The 19550-nt window shown below is 34.5% G+C and carries 21 protein-coding genes and 3 tRNA genes; 12 read left to right on the top strand and 12 right to left on the bottom strand.

Annotated elements, in window-relative coordinates:
• The first annotated feature begins 1 nt into the window (after window position 1).
• A complete protein-coding gene (locus SUSAZ_06085) occupies window positions 2-793 on the top strand; it encodes a translation initiation factor IF-2 subunit alpha (protein AHC51553.1) in 792 nt (263 codons plus the stop codon).
• Entirely contained in the window at window positions 790-960 is a 171-nt protein-coding gene (locus SUSAZ_06080) for a ribosome biogenesis protein Nop10 (GenBank protein AHC51552.1), read from the top strand. The genes SUSAZ_06085 and SUSAZ_06080 overlap by 4 nt, the downstream gene beginning before the upstream one ends.
• Here SUSAZ_06080 and SUSAZ_06075 read toward each other — a convergent pair.
• On the bottom strand, window positions 949-3213 hold the full coding sequence (locus tag SUSAZ_06075) for a peptide transporter (GenBank protein AHC51551.1): 2265 nt from the start codon (window positions 3211-3213) through the stop codon (window positions 949-951). The genes SUSAZ_06080 and SUSAZ_06075 overlap by 12 nt on opposite strands.
• Before the next feature lie 83 nt (window positions 3214-3296).
• Between SUSAZ_06075 and SUSAZ_06070 the strand changes: the two genes are divergently transcribed.
• Window positions 3297-3370, top strand: a tRNA-Ala gene (locus SUSAZ_06070).
• Window positions 3371-3944: 574 nt separating this feature from the next.
• Here SUSAZ_06070 and SUSAZ_06065 read toward each other — a convergent pair.
• The gene (locus SUSAZ_06065; GenBank protein AHC51550.1) at window positions 3945-5012 is read right to left on the bottom strand and encodes a transporter; all 1068 of its coding nucleotides are present in this window, start codon (window positions 5010-5012) and stop codon (window positions 3945-3947) included.
• A gap of 240 nt (window positions 5013-5252) precedes the next feature.
• On the opposite strand from SUSAZ_06065, the gene SUSAZ_06060 reads away from it, so the two are divergent.
• From SUSAZ_06060 to SUSAZ_06050, 3 genes are all read left to right on the top strand, one after another.
• Window positions 5253-5876 (top strand): carbonic anhydrase, encoded by a 624-nt coding sequence (locus tag SUSAZ_06060; GenBank protein ID AHC51549.1) that lies wholly within the window; start codon window positions 5253-5255, stop codon window positions 5874-5876.
• Window positions 5877-6093: 217 nt separating this feature from the next.
• Window positions 6094-6167 (top strand) — tRNA-Ile (locus tag SUSAZ_06055).
• A 15-nt stretch (window positions 6168-6182) separates the two neighbouring features.
• Window positions 6183-7223 (top strand): hypothetical protein, encoded by a 1041-nt coding sequence (locus tag SUSAZ_06050; protein AHC52521.1) that lies wholly within the window; start codon window positions 6183-6185, stop codon window positions 7221-7223.
• On the opposite strand, the gene SUSAZ_06045 is transcribed toward SUSAZ_06050, so the two are convergent.
• The 4 genes from SUSAZ_06045 to SUSAZ_06030 all read right to left on the bottom strand — a co-directional run bounded on the left by SUSAZ_06045 (window position 7189) and on the right by SUSAZ_06030 (window position 10724).
• Window positions 7189-7959 (bottom strand): succinyl-CoA synthetase subunit alpha, encoded by a 771-nt coding sequence (locus SUSAZ_06045; protein ID AHC51548.1) that lies wholly within the window; start codon window positions 7957-7959, stop codon window positions 7189-7191. The two genes, SUSAZ_06050 and SUSAZ_06045, sit on opposite strands and share 35 nt — an antisense overlap.
• A gap of 65 nt (window positions 7960-8024) precedes the next feature.
• A complete protein-coding gene (locus tag SUSAZ_06040; GenBank protein AHC51547.1) occupies window positions 8025-9038 on the bottom strand; it encodes a succinate--CoA ligase in 1014 nt (337 codons plus the stop codon).
• Entirely contained in the window at window positions 9025-9741 is a 717-nt protein-coding gene (locus tag SUSAZ_06035) for a DNA endonuclease III (GenBank protein ID AHC51546.1), read from the bottom strand. Before SUSAZ_06035 ends, SUSAZ_06040 begins: the two co-directional genes overlap by 14 nt.
• Complete coding sequence (locus tag SUSAZ_06030) at window positions 9741-10724, bottom strand: polysaccharide biosynthesis protein (GenBank protein ID AHC51545.1); 984 nt, start codon at window positions 10722-10724, stop codon at window positions 9741-9743. Before SUSAZ_06030 ends, SUSAZ_06035 begins: the two co-directional genes overlap by 1 nt.
• Window positions 10725-10761: 37 nt before the next feature.
• Here SUSAZ_06030 and thrS point away from each other — a divergent pair, with 37 nt between their 5' ends.
• The 3 genes from thrS (at window position 10762) to SUSAZ_06015 (ending at window position 13826) form a co-directional block, all read left to right on the top strand.
• Window positions 10762-12411 (top strand): threonyl-tRNA synthetase, encoded by a 1650-nt coding sequence (gene thrS, locus SUSAZ_06025; protein AHC51544.1) that lies wholly within the window; start codon window positions 10762-10764, stop codon window positions 12409-12411.
• Entirely contained in the window at window positions 12408-12875 is a 468-nt protein-coding gene (locus SUSAZ_06020; GenBank protein ID AHC51543.1) for a methylated-DNA--protein-cysteine methyltransferase, read from the top strand. The genes thrS and SUSAZ_06020 overlap by 4 nt, the downstream gene beginning before the upstream one ends.
• Window positions 12876-13130: 255 nt before the next feature.
• The gene (locus SUSAZ_06015; protein ID AHC51542.1) at window positions 13131-13826 is read left to right on the top strand and encodes a nucleotidyltransferase; all 696 of its coding nucleotides are present in this window, start codon (window positions 13131-13133) and stop codon (window positions 13824-13826) included.
• Here the strand turns inward: SUSAZ_06015 and SUSAZ_06010 are convergent.
• Window positions 13813-14016: a hypothetical protein gene (locus SUSAZ_06010; protein ID AHC52520.1), complete on the bottom strand. Its 204-nt coding sequence runs from the start codon at window positions 14014-14016 to the stop codon at window positions 13813-13815. The two genes, SUSAZ_06015 and SUSAZ_06010, sit on opposite strands and share 14 nt — an antisense overlap.
• A gap of 86 nt (window positions 14017-14102) precedes the next feature.
• On the opposite strand from SUSAZ_06010, the gene SUSAZ_06005 reads away from it, so the two are divergent.
• Window positions 14103-14177: transfer RNA gene (locus SUSAZ_06005), tRNA-Thr, on the top strand.
• A gap of 260 nt (window positions 14178-14437) precedes the next feature.
• On the opposite strand, the gene SUSAZ_06000 is transcribed toward SUSAZ_06005, so the two are convergent.
• A complete protein-coding gene (locus SUSAZ_06000; protein AHC51541.1) occupies window positions 14438-14836 on the bottom strand; it encodes a thioesterase in 399 nt (132 codons plus the stop codon).
• A 223-nt stretch (window positions 14837-15059) separates the two neighbouring features.
• Here SUSAZ_06000 and SUSAZ_05995 point away from each other — a divergent pair, with 223 nt between their 5' ends.
• Entirely contained in the window at window positions 15060-16247 is a 1188-nt protein-coding gene (locus SUSAZ_05995; protein AHC51540.1) for an MFS transporter, read from the top strand.
• 52 nt (window positions 16248-16299) lie between these two features.
• Here the strand turns inward: SUSAZ_05995 and SUSAZ_05990 are convergent, their stop codons facing one another.
• The 4 genes from SUSAZ_05990 to SUSAZ_05975 all read right to left on the bottom strand — a co-directional run bounded on the left by SUSAZ_05990 (window position 16300) and on the right by SUSAZ_05975 (window position 19052).
• Complete coding sequence (locus SUSAZ_05990) at window positions 16300-16875, bottom strand: NADPH-dependent FMN reductase (protein ID AHC51539.1); 576 nt, start codon at window positions 16873-16875, stop codon at window positions 16300-16302.
• Between the two features lie 206 nt (window positions 16876-17081).
• Window positions 17082-17651: a hypothetical protein gene (locus tag SUSAZ_05985; GenBank protein ID AHC52519.1), complete on the bottom strand. Its 570-nt coding sequence runs from the start codon at window positions 17649-17651 to the stop codon at window positions 17082-17084.
• A 44-nt stretch (window positions 17652-17695) separates the two neighbouring features.
• A complete protein-coding gene (locus SUSAZ_05980) occupies window positions 17696-18490 on the bottom strand; it encodes a beta-lactamase (protein ID AHC51538.1) in 795 nt (264 codons plus the stop codon).
• Between the two features lie 16 nt (window positions 18491-18506).
• Window positions 18507-19052, bottom strand: a complete 546-nt coding sequence (locus tag SUSAZ_05975) for a hypothetical protein (GenBank protein ID AHC51537.1) — start codon at window positions 19050-19052, stop codon at window positions 18507-18509.
• 92 nt (window positions 19053-19144) lie between these two features.
• On the opposite strand from SUSAZ_05975, the gene SUSAZ_05970 reads away from it, so the two are divergent.
• The gene (locus SUSAZ_05970; GenBank protein ID AHC51536.1) at window positions 19145-19537 is read left to right on the top strand and encodes a hypothetical protein; all 393 of its coding nucleotides are present in this window, start codon (window positions 19145-19147) and stop codon (window positions 19535-19537) included.
• The last annotated feature ends 13 nt before the right edge of the window (window positions 19538-19550 follow it).

The following is a 19550-nucleotide window of genomic DNA, read 5'->3' as shown; positions in this document are numbered from 1 at the left end:
AATGATATACAACAGAAACAAGTTCCCATCAGACGGAGAAGTTTTAGTTGCAACGGTAAAACAGATTTTTGATTATGGAAGTTATGTTTATTTAGATGAGTATTCTAATCTTCAAGCTTTTCTACCTTGGAGTGAGATAAGCAGTAGATGGGTAAAAAATATACGAGATGTATTAAAAGAAGATAGGAAAATAGTTGTAAAAGTAATAAGAATAGATAGGAAAAAAGGAACAGTGGACGTTTCTCTTAAAAAAGTTACAGAAGATGAAAAGAAGAAAAAGATGATGTTATGGAAGAAGACACAAAGGGTTGACAAGATATTGGAAATAGTTTCACAAAAATTAGGTAAAAAAGAAGACGAAGCATGGAGAGACATAGCCTTTAAATTAGAGGAGAAATACGGAAACGCTTTTGACAGTCTCCTGAAAGCGTATAAGGAAGGAGATAAGATACTTAAAGATGCAGGAGTTCCAGACATATGGATAAAACCACTGATGGAAGAGATAGGTAAACATATTGAAGAGAAAAAAGTGAAAGCCAGTGATGTAATATCGTTAAGGACTATTGATCCTGGTGGTGTTGAAAAAATTAAAAAAGTAATTGACACCGCAGTTGAAAAAATAGATGACCTTGATGTAGAAGTTAAAATATATACAATAGGTGCTCCCAGGTATAGGATTGATGTAATAGGTACAGATCAGAAGTTAGTATCAAATGCTTTACAGGAACTAATCAACTTGATTAAGGAGATAAGCCAGCATGAAAATGTAACGTTCTCGGTGGTTAAGAAGTGAAATCCAAAATAAGAAGATGTAATAAAGACTATACTTATACAATGAGAGAAAGATGTCCTACTTGCGGTGAAAAGACTCTTATACCAATACCTCCTCGTTTTTCTCCAGTAGATAAATATGTAAAATATAGAATCGAATTAAAAAAGGGTGTAAAGTTAAGCTGTTGAAATTGTAGATGGAATTATAACGTTTGGCATAACGAATTGATATATATAGACCATAATGTATACTACAGCCTCTCCTCCTAACGCGTTAGTTGCAGATAAGGGGAATAATGCTATATACACTGGTTTGAAGTACATTAGATTCACTCTAGGTAAGAGAGCATTAGGATTGTATAACGATGTAGAAGAAGATTGAAGTAATTGAGATAAACTAATGGAGAATGGTGCTTGTACAGGTCCTTGATTTAAGGACTGGATAGCCTCAATGAACATACTACCTATCAAGGAATTATAAGTCTTTGGTGTCCATGCCATGGGTAATGAGTTGGCTATGATTGAAGCCAATTGAGAATTGTACTGTGCTGCATAACTTGCTGTCTCATTTATGTACGTGGTATTTACATAACTGTTCGTATTATATCCTGCTATTGTAGTCATTGCCCCAATAGCTTTTGCTATATCACCTAGGCTAGTTGTATATCCGATAAAAGTACCTGGAAAGTTAGTGGGGTACCCTATAAACCATACAGGGTATTGATTGTTAACTATATACTCTGTAACAGCATCATACGCTACTATGTAAACTGGTCTAGTGTAATTTGGATTTCCATAAGGATATAAATGAAAATCATTCTCTAGCACGTTAACTGCAAAGCTCTCGTTGTTAAGGAACATCTGTGCCATTAATTTTATCTGGGTATCGTTCAGCGTGTTATTTTCGTCTATAACTGTTCTATTTCCTATAACGTGTATCCAATACCCATAGTCCCACCAACTTAATATAAATGCGTTATTTGGAGTGTTTTGATTTATCCAATCAAGGGCAGAAATCCAAGCATAGTTAGTTGTCAAGTACGATGTTGAGGAATTAATTAATTCTTGAGGTGCATATGATGCCTCTACAGCTATACCTGCATCAGCTAATAGGGCAACTCCAATTAAGGTCAGCATTAGTATTGGCGCTATCCTTATTTTTCTTTCCATAAATCTGGAAAAAAGTTCAGCAACGGCTACACCTGCCAATCCTGCTACTATGTATATCGTATAATTAAATAGATATGGCTGCTCTGAAGTTCCATATATGCTTGCAGCTCCAAGAACCACTAACCATATTCCAGCTATATCTTGTTTTCTTGTAAGTAAAAAGTAAATTCCAATAATTGAAAGGAAAAGACCTATACCAAAATCTTGAATCATAGCTGCGATAGATTGTGGAATGTATTCCGCTACTGTCTTATCTATTGGAACTGTAAATTGGAAGAATGGATTTATTATAGCGTAATATCTACCTGGTATAAGTGATACTTTAAATGCAACTGATCCTAAGACTACAAGGGATACTAAAAGTATTATAGCTGCTCCTATTACTATGTTTTTAGAATCTACGATATCCTTGGGAAGCACCCTTCTTAAATATAGATCCAGATACAAGAATAGCGGAATTATAAGTAACGCCAGACCGTGAGCTACTTCAGACATGAATCCTATAGAGTTAGGAGAGAAAGATGTTAGAAAAGCGGCTGTTATTCCTGAGACAGTTAATGTTTTTGCAGATATTTCATCATTTTTATTAAATAGTACTAGTAGAAATGCAGCTATAGCTAAGCTTATATCTATATATGTATATCCTCCCCAAGTTATGTTTGCTAAGAAAATCATTATACCTGAAGGTATTCCGTACAATGGTTTCTTCTTTTTGATTGCTAAACTAAGGAAATATATTGTGAAAAGCACAAAGACGCCTCCCCATGACGTCTTAGGTAGGCTTCCGAGAATATTCTTATAGGTTAATGATGGAGTGAATGCTATAATTGCAGCAGCTATATATCCACCTACTCTACTATTCGTAATAGATTCTACTGCTAAAAACGCTGCTACTACACCTATTCCGTCAAGTACTATTGGAGATACAAGAGTTAGCGTATAAACAATGTTTTGACCAAATATTGAATAGAAAGGTACTGAAAATAAAGCAACTAAGAATGGTAGCCCTATAGTATTTCCGAGCTCGACAAAGTAACCCCAAGGGAACCATGCATGTACATCTGGAGGCACAGCATACCAATTACCTCCTGCTTTAACAATCAATAATGCGTTATAAAAGAGATACCATGAGTCGAATCCATTTACGGTTTGAGGGAATGCAGTAATACTAATAATTCGTATAAGTATGGAGAATACTGCTAAAGATCCAATTATTATAGCATCAAGAAATTTAAACTTATCAATCCTAGCCAGTATACTAGTACTTTGCATCAAATAAGTAGTTTATTTAATATTTATAAGCTTAATCCAGTGGACAAAATTTTTATTTTAGACAACTTAACATAGATAACAATGGGCCGGTAGCTCAGCCTGGAAGAGTGTTCGGCTTGCAACCGAGAGGTCCCGGGTTCAAATCCCGGCCGGTCCACTATGGGGGACACCCCCACTCCCCCGATGCTAACATAAGTTTTAACTATCTTATCTAAGGGACCAATGTAAGTTTCCCTTATCTTATTTCCTTTAACCTTCTCTATCGAATAGACATAATACCGCCTATGTCTTTCACGTATTTTTATATTGCTGAGCTGAGAAAACTCTATAACCCATATTTAAGGTGTGCCCTTTTCAAATAATTAAAACTTAAAAGAAAGGGCAATTGGCTTAATTAAATCTAAAGTTGAAAGAAAGAGGCAAAAATTCCTCGTTAGTAATACTATTTCTAGGCTATTGCTAATATGGGTGAATAAGTGGCAATAAGTCCCAAGCTAGTAGGAAAAATTGGAATTGGTCTACTTTTTAACATGGGAGTAAAATTACGTACGATATTTCAGAAGGGCTCGAATAGTCTACGCGGTATAATGCAGTATTCCATCTTAGCAATCCTTTCTAACTTATTTAGCCTTACTAACCCTTTCTTATACAAGTTCATGACCTCTGACTTCCTCCTCACCCTGAATGGTGAGGCTTTCCTCGTTTTGTAAGGTGCTGATGATCCTAAAATTCTATATTAAAATTGCTATTAAAGAGCATATTGATAAGAAGTACTCTGGTGTCTCTGGATTAAATGCAAAGAGCACTGGGATTACCATACCACTAGCTGAGCCCATGTTCTGTGCTACACCAAGGTTCTCAGCCTTTTCGCCTTTACTGACAAGATATCGTGGTATTACAGCTGTTAGGCTTAGTGAAAGTGGGGCAAATATTGAAACTGTGTAAGGAAATATTGTAAATGTAAGTACTCCAGTTATCAGTGTTGAGACCGATATTAGTACAGTTGTTAATTTATAACCAATGCTAGCTCCTACCAAAGGTAACAGTAGGTAGGCAAATATGGAAAGGACATATGATGGGAGTAGGAGGTCTACTAACCCTTCTTTTTCCAGTAGGGAAGGAATAACTTGTAATAGGAAACCGGGGGTCATTGCTGAAAAGTAGAGTAGTACTGTGGTTAAGCTTGTTGGGTTCCTCTTCTTTCTACTACTCTCTTCCTTTCCTTTGTCTCTATCTCTATGTCTAATACGTAATTCTTTTATCCCAAGTAGAGAAGTGGCTGTGATTATTATTCCGCTTACTATGTTTATCTCATTCCAATTATGTATTAATGAGTATGATATGTAGGATAATAGCCATCCTATACTCCTTCCTGCTGTCGTTATTCCTGTCATGAGGTTTGATTTAGAGGCTTTATCTAGAGCGTAGGTTATGGTGAGTCCAAATATTATCCCTATGAGAACCCTTACAATAAAAAGTAGGCTTATCTCGTCTTGTAAAATTGTTAATATTCCAAGTATAATGAAGGGTATTGAAAATGATTTTATGTGGGTGTAGAGGAAACCACCGATTATTCTTGACAGATATGGTAGAGAGATTATGAGGAATACCTCCCAGTAAGGCATGTAATTGCTTAGGTTATTAACGAAAAAGCTTGGGTAAGTCAATACGTATGTGGGAAGAGAATAGGCTAAGATGGGCAAAAAAGAAAAAGAGACTGTTTTATCACTTTTTCTCTGAACATAACGATTTAACGCCTCTTGCCTAAGAAATTTAGGTAATTTGTAAAGTTTTCTCATCGGTATAGGTGTTTTTAAAAATGTGGGATAGTTAGCAGAAAGAGATTTTTTAGAAAAAAACTTAAAAAACTGAGAAAGAAGAGTAGAGTTTATCGTGTATGAAATTACAAACTATAACTGAATAAATTCTATTATACAATGTAATTTTCGTAGATGATAAGAAGATTTTATGAATAAGATTAAATAAAATTAAAATTATAATTTTGGAAAAACTTATAACATCTAAGTAATAATACTATCTTGATGAAACTAGTTATATCTTGTATGGATAGGAGATTAAATAGATATTTAGCAGAAAATTTCAATGATTCCATTGTCATTAGGAATGCTGGAGCTAATGTAAATTCTCTAAGGACAACTCTGGTCACGTACAAAAATCTCATTGACGAAGTCGTGCTTTTACCTCATACGGATTGTGGAGCAATGAAAGTAGTATACTCAAATATAGTCGAAGGTAAAAAAGCTCCTTCCACAGCAGTAGAAGATAAATTAATTAAACAGTTTACCAAAATGAAATTTTCTAGCCTTAGTGAACTTGAAAGGTTAAATCTAAAACTTCAGGAAGAGAATCTTAGAAAAATATTTTCAGTACCAGTTAGAGCAGAGTTGATTGACGTCAATAAAATATCCTTTGAACAGTCAAAGGAACCTTTCTCAGTATATGTCACTTCCCCGGGTAAACCTATAGATTTAAGTTCAGGCGTTTACATCATTTCCTCGGATGAGAGTGAAGTTTGGGACAGTCTAGATATTGCTATATACGTGATGAGAATTAACAAAATAAAGAGCGAGAATCAAAATCTCTTAGACCAAGTAAGAAATAGATATCCATCTGTAACTGTAGAAAAGCTAAATAACAGATAATATAGTACGTAGTAAAAGTAGATAGGATATTTAATTTTGATCTATTAGTAATTACATGTATATTTATGATGAGCGATGGGCGGCTTGAGTTGTGAAGACATATTCACCTAAAAGCTGAAATATTGTGATTTGAAAGATCTATACAGACAACTAAAGTTATTTTTACGTCTACGGAATGACCATAAGTCTTTTAAAACTAAGTTTCTATGATATAAATGGGCCCGTAGCTTAGCCTGGTAGAGCGTCCGGCTGATAACCGGAAGGCCGTGGGTTCAAATCCCACCGGGCCCATGAGAGGGTCATCCAATGCAGTTCCTCCCCATACTTTTCGTTCTATTAGCATCAGGAAGTTTCTTATCTTACACATTAAGTTCTTATGCTATAGGAAACGGTGCAGCGAATATCTATCATTATGTACTTAATGCGACATCCACAGGGACTGAATATAACGTAAGTGTATTTCTAAACTGGAGTTATTCCAATCTCTATGAGTACGTAAATAAATATAATTACTCAACGTTTTATAAAAATTTTCAGACACCAGATCTATATTACATTTTTTATAATAGTAATCCATCCACCTTAGCATACATCCTCCTTTTCAATAATGTCACGTTAACTACTTATAATCTAGGAGGTAACCAGATTCCTGCCATAAAATTCTACATTGGTGGTAATTATCTAACTGTTTCAGCTCAATATGGTATAATGCTTCAAGGATTTGCTAAGAACTATGCAGGTTCTTCAGCTGGTTCCTTAAATGTATCTATATCACTAAATAGCTACAAGAACTTACCAAGTTTCGTAAGTAATGCAAACATGTACACATTAAACGTAAGTTTTATGCCTAACCCCTCTGCTTTAAGTTATACATTATATCTAGTCTCCCCTGAGGCTAAGATATCAGGCTCAAATATGTATGTTGGCAAGGAGGTATCTATAGCATATCTGAATATCTTATCAAAAGGGTTTACCACTCTAATTATACCTTCAGCTTACAGCATTGTGAGACCAATTGGAGAAGTTATAATTAATCAGACCAACTATTATTACTTTTATCTAAACGGCACTTTAACTTATTATGGAACTTACTTTATACCCAAATATTATAATTCTACCACTCCTTTCACAATAGATACGATTGGGAAATATATTGTTATGTTTTTCCCTACTGGTGGTAATATAACAGTATTTCTGAATAACGGAGATAACCCTCTATACGGAGTAAAAGTTACAGGAGAAACAGGAAATAAAAATACGCCCTTAAGCTTATATCTTATTATCATAGGAGTAGTTATAGTATTGGTTGTTACTATAATAGTTCTAAGATTTCGTAAGGTGTTTTAGCAACTGGTATTCCAGCACTCTTGAAGGCATTTATTTTACTATCAAATGTACCCATACCCATATAAACTACTGCTCCTGCATGTCCCATTCTTTTCTCTCTTGGCGCGGTCATTCCTGCAATATAGGCAATCATTTTCTTCTTAATTTTCCCTTCTTTCTTGAGCTTGGCAACTCTTTCCTCCATAGTACCTCCTATTTCTCCTATTACAATAATCTCTTCAGTTTCAGGATCTTGGTCAAACATCTGAACTACTTCGTCCATAGTTGTTCCTATTATTGGATCTCCCCCTATTCCTATGACCGTTGACTGTCCGATATGCTTTATGGTCTCAGATATCTCGTAGGTCAATGTACCGGATCTAGAAACTATTCCAATCTTTCCTTTCCTAAAGGGTCTAGGCGGTAATATCCCCAGTAAAGCTTCATCTGGAACTATTAAACCAGGACAGTTTGGTCCGATAATTCTGGCACCCTTTAATTTAGCATACTTAGATATTCTTAACATGTCAAGGACTGGTATATGCTCAGTTATCACTACTACGAGCTTTATACCGTTATCTATGGCTTCATATACTGCATCAGTTGCAAATTTTGCAGGGACAAATATTATACTTGCATCGGTATCATGTTCTTTAACCGCGTCAGCGACTGTATCATAGACGGGAACGTTATTAACTTTTGTCCCTCCCTTTCCTGGAGTAACTCCAGCGACAATTTTTGTTCCGTATTTTAGCATTCTCTCTGTATGAAAAGACCCTTCTCTTCCAGTTATTCCTTGAACTAGAACTTTTGTATTCTTATTTATGAGCGTAGAGCATCACCTATACAACTTCTTGCATCTTCATATACGGGTATCCCATTCTCCCTTAAAATTCTTCTCCCTTCTTCCTCATTTGTCCCAACTAATCTAACGTAAATGGGGATTTTTACGATTTTTAAAGCTTCAACTATTCCCATAGCTACTTCGTCACATCTTGTTATACCAGAGTATATGTTCATAACAATTTTCTTCACTTTCTTGTTAGACGCAATGTTTATAATAGCTTCCTTAACTCTCTCTCTTCCTGCTCCACCTCCTATGTCAAAGAAGTCTGCAGGATTCCCACCCATAATTTTGACCATGTCCATTGTAGCCATAGTTAATCCTGCTCCATTACCAATTATTCCAACATCACCATCTAGCTCCACATAGTTTGATTCTGCAGGTTTTCTTCCTAATTTCTGGATTAAGTCTTCATGTCTAAATAGCGCGTTATCCTCAAGAATGACCTTCGAGTCCAATGCTATTATTTTACCATCATTCGTTACTGCCAATGGATTAATCTCGGCAAGTTCTGCGTCGAATTCGGTGATAAGCCTATAAAGTCCTTTTAAGATGGGTTCTATCCCTTTTACACCTAAGTATTTTTCTATACTATAGACGTCATAACTTCTTATGCCTCTCTCCATGGGTATATGAAATATTTTAACATTGCTATTGCTCTCTATATCGATCCCTCCTTCTGTAGAAGCAGCGATAATTGGCTCAGCGGTATCCCTGTCAATAAGAGCTGATATATATAACTCTCTAGTGTGCGGAATAAATTCTTCTACTAGAAACTTTTGAACGCCCAATTTTTTCATTTCTGCAATAGTCTGTTCTACGTTATCAGTAACTTTAACAAGACCCCTTTTTCCTCTAGCTCCTTCCAGTAGTTGCGCCTTAACTACAGCTTTACTATCCCACTTTATAGGAGAATCCGTTACAACTCCTTTAGGTATTGGAATACCTACAGCCTTAAATAGCTCCTTTCCCTCATACTCATACAATTTCAAGTTGTTTCACGGAATTATATTTACAGATCTCCTTAAATATACAACTGTTGCATTTTGGGTTTTGATTACTGCAAAAAGACTTTCCCACGGAAACTATTCCTGCGTGAAATAATTTTATTTTGTATAAATCATGACCACAAATATATTCTCCCAAGAGTCTGGCATCATTTTTGCTCAATCTAATACCAGTGAGTCTACTTAAAACTCGTTTAGAGTATTCCGATCTTGGAAAAAGTGGTATATTCCCTGCGAACAGTAGTATGGCTTCCTTTGTCTCGTCACCAATTCCCTCTATATTGGATAATAATTCCGGGGAAATAACTAGGCGATGAATTCCTATTTCTTTCACTAGCATGGCGATATTTTTTAGTCTTTTAGCCTTTGCCCTCCTAAAGTTAACTTTCTTAATTAATTCTTCTATTTCAATTTCTTCCAAGGAGGCGAGGTCTTCAATTCTTCTTATACCTAGCTCTTTTAATTTTTTAAGAACTTCCCTCACTGTTTCCCATCTAGTCAATTGAACTAAGATAGAGGAGACTAGTATATCATCTATGGTCTCTAATCCGTCCCACCATCGTGGAGAGGAAGGATCACTTACTATCCATCCCGCATTTGAAAGTAAATCCTTATTTTTTTCTAGTATAAGAAATATTTCTTCAGTTCGCAGTGACCTCTTCACTCTCTCTGTTAGCGCTCGTCTCATCACTCTCTAAGAAATTCTGCTAATTCACTTAAAATTATATCTATTAGTTTGGGTGTACCTATTTCGAATTGTTTAGGTTTTCTAACATTTTGGATATTATCTTCTAGTACTTTAATACTGTCCCAGGTTGAGGGATCATCTAGAAATGTGGCTCCTAGTATTTTAGCATAAAGGATTGTGTCCTGTTTAGTTGTTGCACTTTTCCAGTCTTTGTTATAAACTATTATTGTAGGCTTACCGTACATTACAACTGATTCCATTGCAGTTTTACCCTGATGTGTTATAACTAACTCAGCATTTGCAATATATCTTTCAATGTCTTTGTCAAAAGAGAATAATGACCAATCAGGCTTCTTTTCTATGTAAGGGGTTGGATCAACTTTACCTGTCTGTATCACAAACTTATAATTCCCCCTTAAATTAAGTAGGGAATCGAATAGTTTTTTAAATCCCATACTTCCTGTGGTAACAAGTATGTAACCCTTATTTTCCGATTTATACTTAGGCTTTTCTACTATAGGTCCCACTACTACTCCATTATCGTATAACCCTTTTTGTTCATTCCAATGTAAGAAAACACGACGGGAAAATTTAGAGAGTACAGATACTGTTTTACCTCTTGTAATAATTCTGTCTTGGCTCTCTGTTACATAAAGTGTACTTCCCTTTATTTTCTGAAGCATAGCAGGAATAAGAGAATGATTTGAGCCTGTTGCTATGGTGGCTAAATATTTCGGTATCTTACCACTTTCAATAATGATTTTCAGAAAGTTTCTCATTAACGTTATATTTCCTTGTCCAGGATCCTTTCCCTTTTTTACATAGTATAATTTTCTAGCGTAATCGAGTAGCATATCTTTGCTAAATTGGTCATCTTCAGGTATTACAAAATCTGGTTTAAAAGGAAGATATTCAGCAATAGCTCTAGCGAAGCCAGTATGCCCTCCTCCACTGGCGATAATCAGTAATGGGTTGTCGATCATTAAAGTATATTATTCACTTTTAGATAAAATGCCTAACATGGAAAGTTATAAAGAGGTATGGTTAAAAGCAGGTTTGATATATGCGTTAAATTTGCTTTCATCTGGTAATTTAAAGCCTGTTGAAATAGGACTAGGTGAAAGATACTTTTATGTGGATATTGATTCTCCTGATATACTAACTCTAGATGAAGCAAAGGATTTCGCTAAGTATAATCAATATGATTACCAGTTAGTAGAGGATAATCAGGGCTCAATTACTGTAGTTTACAATGGGCATCAAATAAGGCTAAATGGAGGTAAACCAAATCAAAATGTCCACCCTAAGTACTTTCAGATATTGAGTATATCTGTCCATCATCCCTCACCCGAGAAACAGTATGTTCGAGTTTTAGGTGTTGGATTTGAAAAGGAGGAACAATTAAAGGATTATCTCAATTGGTTAGAGAAAGTATCAGAATACGATCATAGAATTATAGGTGATAGACTAGACCTATTTAGTTTTCCTGAAGAGGCACCACCAGGAGTTGTTCTGTTTCATCCAAATGGACAAATTATAAGGAAGGAAATGATGAGATTCATGGAAGAGATAAATGATAGTATGGGGTATAAGGAGGTTTATACTTCTCACGTTTACAGGTCTTTATTATGGAAGATCAGCGGTCACTATGACTATTATAAGGATAAGATGTTACTTTTTGAAATTGATAATGATGAGGAGCTTGGAATTAAACCCATGAATTGCCCAGCTCATATATTAATTTACAAGAGTAAGGTCAGAAGTTATAAGGATTTACCTATTAGATTTTCTGAATTTGGTCATGTGTATAGGTGGGAGAAGAAAGGTGAATTGTATGGTCTACTTAGGGTAAGGGGATTCACTCAGGACGATGGGCATATCTTTCTTAGAGAAGATCAAATTAAGGACGAAATAAAATTACTAATGAAGAAGACATTAGACGTGCTAGCCATATTTGGTTTCAAGGGAGATGATGTCAGAGTAAATCTAAGCACAAGACCTGATGAAAGTATAGGAACTGATGAGCAATGGAATAAAGCTACTGATGCATTGATAAGTGCATTGAATGAGCTTAACATTAGGTATGAAGTCAAAGAAAAAGAGGGGGCATTTTATGGTCCTAAAATAGATTTCGACATCAGAGATAGTTTATCCAGGTGGTGGCAATTATCCACTATTCAGGTTGACTTTAACTTACCTGAAAGATTTAAACTAGAGTATGTGGATAAGGACGGAAGTAAAAAAAGACCTGTAATGGTTCACAGGGCAATATACGGATCTATAGATAGGTTTATGGCAATTTTATTGGAGCATTTTAGGGGTAAGTTACCAACTTGGCTTTCTCCGATACAGGTGAGAGTACTTCCTATTACTGACGAGATAGAGGATTACGGTAATTCCCTAATGTCTAGGCTTAGAGAAAGTAAAATAAGAGTTGATATGGATAGCGGGGAGGAGACTTTGTCAAAAAGAATTAAGAAAGCATATGATGATGGAGTTCCTTACCTAATTATAGTGGGAAGAAAGGAGAAAGATGAAGGTAAGGTTACTGTTAGAGCAAGAGGAAATATAGAGATAAGGGGCATAAATGTGGAAAAATTTGTCCAAGCTTTAGTTGAAGAGATAAGGAATAAAGATTTGAATCAGAGTGCTGTAAGTAAATTGAAATGATAGTATATGGCGTTTATAATAGTCCTTTAGGGATAATTACAGTGGCTAGAAATGAACGTGGAATAATTATGTTGGATTTCTGTGATTGTGCAGAGAGAAATCTTGTGGATAATTCTACTTTCACAGACCTTTTTGACAAGTTTGATAATTATTTCGAAGGGAAACCAGTTGAGTTTAATGAAACTGTAGATCTATTTGTGAATAATTTCAGAAGGAGAGTCTTTAATGAAGTGAGGAGAATAGGATGGGGAAAGGTAAAAACGTATAAAGAAGTTGCTGAAACATTGAAAACATCACCTAGAGCTGTTGGTATGGCTTTATCAAAGAATCCTGTTCTTTTAATTATCCCTTGCCATAGAATCATAGCAGAGAGCGGTTTAGGTGGATTCTCAAGAGGCACTGAGCTCAAAAAGAAACTCTTAGAGCTAGAAGGAGTTAACATTGAAGCGCTTGTAAGAGGTTAAGTAAGGTATATTGTAATAATTTCTGTAATGTTATATTTTACTTTTAAGCTAGTTTCCCAGTTAAAATTACCTAATATAGAGGTTTTCAGATATTTTTATTATCCTCTTGTTTATCATTATTTAGAGAATTCAGCATACGGTTTAATTCAGTATATACTAAATTTCAATCTTTATCTGACACAATGTATCTCCTTATTAAGTTCTCTTATAGTGAATAATTTTTTATATTTATGTCTTAAATTGACAGAGAATTATATGAAAGCTGTTATTTTAGCTGGTGGCTACGGAAAAAGACTTAGACCTTTAACTGATGAGAAGCCCAAACCTTTGGTTGAGATCGGTGGCAAACCTATTTTAGAATGGCAGATCCTCCTTCTGAAGAGGTATAAAATATCATCAGTTTACATTTTAGCTGGATATAAGAAAGAGGTGTTGCTTGACTGGGTATCAAGGAACCAAGAAAGATTAGAGGTAAAATTGGCAATTCTTTCGGAGTCCGAGCCCCTTGGAACTGGCGGTGCTATAAAGAGATTAGAGGATTTCATAAAGGAGCCCTTTTACGTTTTAAATGGTGATATTATTACGAATTTAGATCTAGATAAACTGAAGATTAAAGAAGATACGGATGATGTGGCATCAATTGCATTGGTACCACTTAAAAGTCCTTATGGAATAATTAGAGTGAAGGATAATGAAAAGATAATTGAGTTCGTTGAGAAACCTATAATAAAAGATTACTGGATTAATGCTGGTATATATTACATGAAGCCTAAAATCTTTGAATTCTTACCAGTAAAAGGCGATGTGGAAAAAACTACATTTCCCTTGTTAGCCGAAAAGGGTATTTTATCTGGTAAAACTTATGATAATGTGTACTGGCGATCTATTGACACTTTAAAGGACTACGAAGAGGCTGGTCAGGAGGTTTCTGAAGTCTTCAAGAACTTATAATTTCCACGTCTTCCTCGTCATTAAAGTCTTTTGACCATTTTTCAAATGCTTTCTCTGTACCTAAATCTCTGATGTCCTTTAAGAATTTCTTTTCTATTTTATCTAGAAGTTCCTCACAATCCGTAGGTAAATTATCTTTTACAATCATTAGTACTCTTTTCACAACCTTTGTCATTTCCTCTTCTTGCATATCCTTTGTTCTAAAAATATTAGAGTCTCGGAGGACTGAAAATAAGGTGAAAAACTTAAAAAGAATGTATAATTTATTTCATATATGCCGCGGTAGCTCAGCCTGGCTAGAGCGTTGCCCTGGTAAGGCAAAGGTCCCGGGTTCAAATCCCGGCCGCGGCTTACTTTTACACAAATGGAAAGTTAATCTCTTGGTATAGATTTGACTTGAGTAATGTTGTGTGAAATTTAGTAAAAGTTTACGCAATAAAACCTCAAGTTAGGACTTAATCTACTTCAGGCATTAATTAACTATTTGTAATAGGTTACTTCTATATCTTTGTATAATTTAATTGAATGCAACTCATTTATTATGATTTGCATCATTAATTTAGTTTTAAGAATTGAAACAATGTTATCCTAGATATTTTTAGGTTATTCTACTAAACTAATTTACTTAATATTTCATTCGGGATGTCGACGGCTTTCCAAATTTTTGGATTTATTGCTACTTGAGTTAGATTGCCTTCTGTAGTAAGTTCCCCTTTCCTAATGATTTTAAGATCGAATTTTATAACTTTACTAGATAGGATTTTTGGGGTCAATAGTATTGTAAGTCTATCTCCAAGTCTAACCGGTTTGTGATACGTAGCGTGTGACTCCACCATAACAAACCATAATTCATCATTCACAATAGGATATGGTATTCCTACTTTTTCATGAATAAACTTTTCAATAGTGTTCGTAAAAAATCTATAATAAGATGCATAATGTGCTATTCCTTGTGCATCAGTATCATAAATCCTAACAACTTCCTCAAAAACATACTCAACAGATTGCATAATCACAATTAATATGGCTGACAAAAATATTTGATTATATAAAAAATCTTCCGCGGTAAAAATCTATGTTATAAAATTTTAATCTTCTTCATGATTGTCTTATTTTATAAGGAGAGATATTTCTAGCATATTACTATTAGTAACCTCATAACATGTATCTCACATTATATTTACGCTCAAGGAACAGGTAGGTTTTTTAATAATTACTATGTTGTAAAATTTTATGAAGTACAAGATACTTACACTGACTTCAATATCTCATTTTATAAATGATGGAAATTCGTGGTTTCTACCAGTATCCTTTACTTTTCTCATAGAGTATCTTGATATTTCAAAGTTTTTAATAGGTGTATTGAGCGGTATATTTTTTGGAGTTTCAGCAGTAACCTCACCATTAGTTACTAGACTTGTTGATAGGTCTAATACTCATGCTAGAATAATGGGTCTAGGAATATTATTGTGGGGTTTTGGCTTAATATTATTTGGTAGTTCAATCTCTATTAATTCTCTTCCACTCATGATTCTCTCTGTGGCAATAGCAGGCTTCTCTTCGGCTTTTTATCACCCTTTAGGTGCAGCTATACTTTCCATAACATACAAGGGAAATGCAGGTACTGCATTGGGGATCAATGGATCCATGGGTAGTTTAGGTAGGGCTATATATCCTACATTAATGTTGGCAATATTTGGATTTTTCTACAGGAATATGTTTCTAACGTCATTAATACTGGGCATAATCTCCATTTTAGCATCGTTACCTTCCTTTTTTGCTAATATCCAACTTGACATTAAAAAAGATGAATCACCAAATATGAAATCAAACACGAGTAATAGTAGTTTTTCGATAGTGGCAATAATTCTTCTTACAATTTCTGCCCTTTTGCGAAGTGTATTTACACAAGGTATATCTCAGTTCCTTCCTACATTATTAGTGGGAAGTTTCAACTATTCCTACTCTGTTAATTTAGGAGAGGCATTGAGTATATCGTTATCCGCAGCTGTGGTTGGGCAACCTATTTTAGGCCTCTTATCTGACAGGGTAGGGAGAAGATCAATATATGGTATTTCATCAATTGGTGCTGTAATCTCATTGTTGTTGTTTTTACGAATTCCTGATATAGTATTTTTATGTATCTTTGGATTTTTTACTTTTAGTGCATTTCCGCTAATGTTGTCTTTAGTGGGAGATTTTGTTCCGAGGAATTCAACGAGTTTTGCAAACTCAATAGTTTGGGGATTAGGAGTTACAGGAGGAGGTGTTATAGGACCTATATTAATGGGGTCTTTGTCACAGGTTTCAAATCTAATATTCGCCAGTGAAATACTAAGTATAGTTGGAGTTATATCTGCCTTAGTTGTTCCATTTATTCCAAAACCACCTAAGAAAAGCAAGGTCCCGTTATTTGGATAATTAAGTTATGGAAGAAAAATAGAAGATTGGACCCTTTTCCATAAAATATAACTTATAAACTTACTACCTGTTTACTTTTTACCATCTTTACATAATCCACAAGGTTATTCAGTAATTGAGATATGAATTTCTTAGAATTTTCATCTATAAGATTTCCCTTTTCGTCAAATTTTTGTTGTGCAAAACTTACGAATACTTCCGGTCCAGTTACTACATTTACATTCAGGAATGATAGGATCTGTCTTAGGTGATATTGTGCTAGAGCTCCTCCAAGCATTCCCATCGAGGCACTCATTATCGCAGCGACTTTTCCGTTAAAGGAGTTATCCGTATAAGGTCTTGAAGCCCAATCTATTGCATTCTTTAATACTCCAGGTATTGACCTATTATATTCTGGCGTAGCAAATAAGATAGCGTCGCTCTCTCTGATTTTTCTTTTTAGATCTTTTACAACTTGTGGAGGATTGTTTTCCTCATCTTGATTAAATAGAGGAATTTGGCTTATGTCTTCAAATATTTCCATTTCAACTCCTTGTGGTAAAAGATTTAAGGTGGCTTTTAGTAGTAGTTTGTTATACGAGTTCTTTCTTATACTTCCTGGTATACCAAGTATCTTTATGTTTGACATAGGAATTTACATGACGAAGTAAATTATAAAGCTATTGTTTGTGGAAGAATTTATGTAATTAATTAAATAACTTTAAGGCGTTATCAATTTATATGTAAAGATAATCATTTTTGGTCATAGAAGGGGAAGGAGAACTTTAACATTTCAATGAGTTACTAGTTATATCTAAAAACAAGGAAGATAATTTACTTTTCAAATCATAAAATCTACTCCATTATAGTACTATAATTATTACCCTTCTCGAATAAGTATTTTTTCATAAATATTTTAAGGTCTTGTAACTTAAACTCTTCTATCTGTTTATCCAGTTCATTTATTTTATTTAAATCATAATCTGATAAGTTTTGAATTATATTTTCTCTTTCTTCTTTTCCTCTTCTCGTCAATTTTAACTGGAATTTATGACATGTTAAAAAGCTGTTTTTTTCTAGTGAGGAAAGATGTGCATCAATTCTTGGACTGTAAATAAAGTACAGTTTTCCCCATCTGAAAATGAAAATGGGATCTTGAACCGTATATTTTGTGCTCAAATAATCATAAACTAAGAAGGTTTTTACGAAAAATTTATACTTCTTTTCCTCTAAAGTCTCATTAAAGGATAGGAGAATTAAATTATCTAATGGTATATCATAATCTGGAAAGCTTTGTACATGATCATTAATTTGAGAAAGTATATACTTTAACATATAATACGCACTTTGACATGATCCATACTTTTCCATCTCCTCCACGGCTTCTTTCATTAACTGAAAAATTCTTTTTTCTATTATCGTCACGATTTCAAAATGAGTATCCTACAGTTTTATTTTTGCCCTAATATTTAATGGACTTTCTTCCTAAATACTAGACCTTTAGGTGTTACTTTATATTCAATATTCTCTAGTCCTAATAACATGGATTTTATAGTAATACTGTTTAAAAGAACTCCTGTAGCTGAAATATCAGGCTTTAGCCTTATTGCAATTTCTTCTGACGTCATTTCGTTGGTGGAGATTAATTCTTTTACTCTTTCAACCAACTTATTATTATATTCAATATTATAATCGATTAGTTTTATCATTTTATTGAGACTAAATATTGGTCCATGGCTTATAACAATATTCTCCATACTCTTACTTATTTCCTTTATTTTTTGTATGCTATCTAAGGCAGACCAGAAATCTATGTAAAAAGGCACTGAAAAGTTCTGTAGGACTCTTTCACCAAAAAATGCATCACCTGCATATAGTACATTATCAACTATGTACCCTGTATGCCCTGGTGTATGTCCAGGGAGTTTAATACTCTCTATCTCAGAATCCTTATAATCTGTTGCTAGATCAACTAGATTCTCCTTTACGTAATCATAGCTAAATATCTCTGAACCTAGAGAGGTACACCCATAAGTAAGCATTCTCCTGCCTTGCAACGTTATTGACCAATATTCCTCCTTTGGGAGATATTTTACTTTTGCATTGGAGAGTAAGCCTGAAATATGGTCTGCATGCCCATGCGTAGCCAATTGAACTTCTCCTTGAATTTCTGGGTTATTTCGATCTATAACTATGCGTCCATCATAAATTAATGTATTTGGACCTCCGGGAATAATGTTAATTTTCTTCGTTATTTTAACCATAAAATAAGTTTAGTGTTTAGTTCATATATAAACTATTATCAAAAACTTCTTTGAATACAGAATAAGCTTGATCGCCATAGACCACTACCAATATCCTTTTTAGGAATTTAGGCTTATACTCTTTCATCACCTTACTCATTATTCTAGCGCATATTTCATATGGGTAGCCATAAATTCCTGTAGATATTGCAGGTAATGCTATGCTAGAGAGTTTAAGCTCATCAGCTTTCTCTAAACTTCTCCTTATTGCTGACTCCAACTTATCATCGCCCTCTATGCCATATCTAGGTCCTACTGCATGGATAACATATTTTGCTTTCAATTTACCTGCTGTAGTAACAGCAACTTCTCCAACAGGAACTGGTCCATTTCTTCTAACATACTCATCACTTTCCTCCTGGATTATATAACCCCCACTTCTTACAATTGCAAGAGCTACTCCCCCACCATGACTAAGATAAGAGTTCGCCGCATTCACAATTGCGTCTGCTTCTACTTTTGTTATATCCCCATTTTCCAGGATAACCTCTAAACCATTTGGCAACTTATAGGCTACTGCCATTAATTATTTTTTATATTAGACAGCAAAAAAGTTTTGAATGAGCTTTTTTGAATAGTCACAATTTTTTAGGTTTCCTTAAGACTAATAGGAATATGAGACAATTTTATACTTACTATCTCATAGGCTCAGGTCTATCATTACTCATTGGAGGTTATTTGCTATATAAAATAGTGCCAGTATTTTTGTCAATAGCGACATTTACCCTGGTAGTGGTTCTATTCATTATGTCATATCTTGTGAGGGTAAGTAGGTTTGCGATAAACGTTGGGTTCGTTATAGCAATTTTAGGTATCCTAGTGTCATCTTTTTCGCCAGCTCATGATAGAGCCTTGATACAGCTTTTTGATGGTTCTATGTATCTCGTATCCGTCGATATCTTAATGATCCTGGGATTTTATTTATTTCCAATACTCTACATCATCAACTGGATATTCGATTTTGTCAGCTCGAGAAAAGGAGTTGAGAGACGATTCAATAATAAGTGAAAATATATGTTCC

Origin of the sequence: Sulfolobus acidocaldarius SUSAZ, assembly GCA_000508305.1 — an archaeon.
Classification (GTDB): Archaea; Thermoproteota; Thermoprotei_A; order Sulfolobales; family Sulfolobaceae; genus Sulfolobus; species Sulfolobus acidocaldarius_A.
Note: the sequence above shows the minus strand (reverse complement) of the source record. Positions and strands in the feature narration are given on the sequence as shown.

Excerpts from the sequence above, each read along its gene's own strand:
- SUSAZ_05990 (AHC51539.1), bottom strand. The coding sequence starts at position 16,875 with ATGTCAAACATAAAGATACTTGGTATACCAGGAAGTATAAGAAAGAAC.
- SUSAZ_06030 (AHC51545.1), bottom strand. The coding sequence starts at position 10,724 with ATGATCGACAACCCATTACTGATTATCGCCAGTGGAGGAGGGCATACT.
- SUSAZ_06085 (AHC51553.1), top strand. The coding sequence starts at position 2 with ATGATATACAACAGAAACAAGTTCCCATCAGACGGAGAAGTTTTAGTT.
- SUSAZ_06000 (AHC51541.1), bottom strand. The coding sequence starts at position 14,836 with ATGCAATCTGTTGAGTATGTTTTTGAGGAAGTTGTTAGGATTTATGAT.
- SUSAZ_06010 (AHC52520.1), bottom strand. The coding sequence starts at position 14,016 with ATGCAAGAAGAGGAAATGACAAAGGTTGTGAAAAGAGTACTAATGATT.
- SUSAZ_06035 (AHC51546.1), bottom strand. The coding sequence starts at position 9,741 with ATGAGACGAGCGCTAACAGAGAGAGTGAAGAGGTCACTGCGAACTGAA.
- SUSAZ_06015 (AHC51542.1), top strand. The coding sequence starts at position 13,131 with ATGAAAGCTGTTATTTTAGCTGGTGGCTACGGAAAAAGACTTAGACCT.
- SUSAZ_05995 (AHC51540.1), top strand. The coding sequence starts at position 15,060 with ATGAAGTACAAGATACTTACACTGACTTCAATATCTCATTTTATAAAT.
- SUSAZ_05975 (AHC51537.1), bottom strand. The coding sequence starts at position 19,052 with ATGGCAGTAGCCTATAAGTTGCCAAATGGTTTAGAGGTTATCCTGGAA.
- SUSAZ_06075 (AHC51551.1), bottom strand. The coding sequence starts at position 3,213 with ATGCAAAGTACTAGTATACTGGCTAGGATTGATAAGTTTAAATTTCTT.
- SUSAZ_06020 (AHC51543.1), top strand. The coding sequence starts at position 12,408 with ATGATAGTATATGGCGTTTATAATAGTCCTTTAGGGATAATTACAGTG.
- thrS (AHC51544.1), top strand. The coding sequence starts at position 10,762 with ATGGAAAGTTATAAAGAGGTATGGTTAAAAGCAGGTTTGATATATGCG.
- SUSAZ_06045 (AHC51548.1), bottom strand. The coding sequence starts at position 7,959 with ATGCTAAAATACGGAACAAAAATTGTCGCTGGAGTTACTCCAGGAAAG.
- SUSAZ_06065 (AHC51550.1), bottom strand. The coding sequence starts at position 5,012 with ATGAGAAAACTTTACAAATTACCTAAATTTCTTAGGCAAGAGGCGTTA.
- SUSAZ_05970 (AHC51536.1), top strand. The coding sequence starts at position 19,145 with ATGAGACAATTTTATACTTACTATCTCATAGGCTCAGGTCTATCATTA.
- SUSAZ_06050 (AHC52521.1), top strand. The coding sequence starts at position 6,183 with ATGCAGTTCCTCCCCATACTTTTCGTTCTATTAGCATCAGGAAGTTTC.
- SUSAZ_05980 (AHC51538.1), bottom strand. The coding sequence starts at position 18,490 with ATGGTTAAAATAACGAAGAAAATTAACATTATTCCCGGAGGTCCAAAT.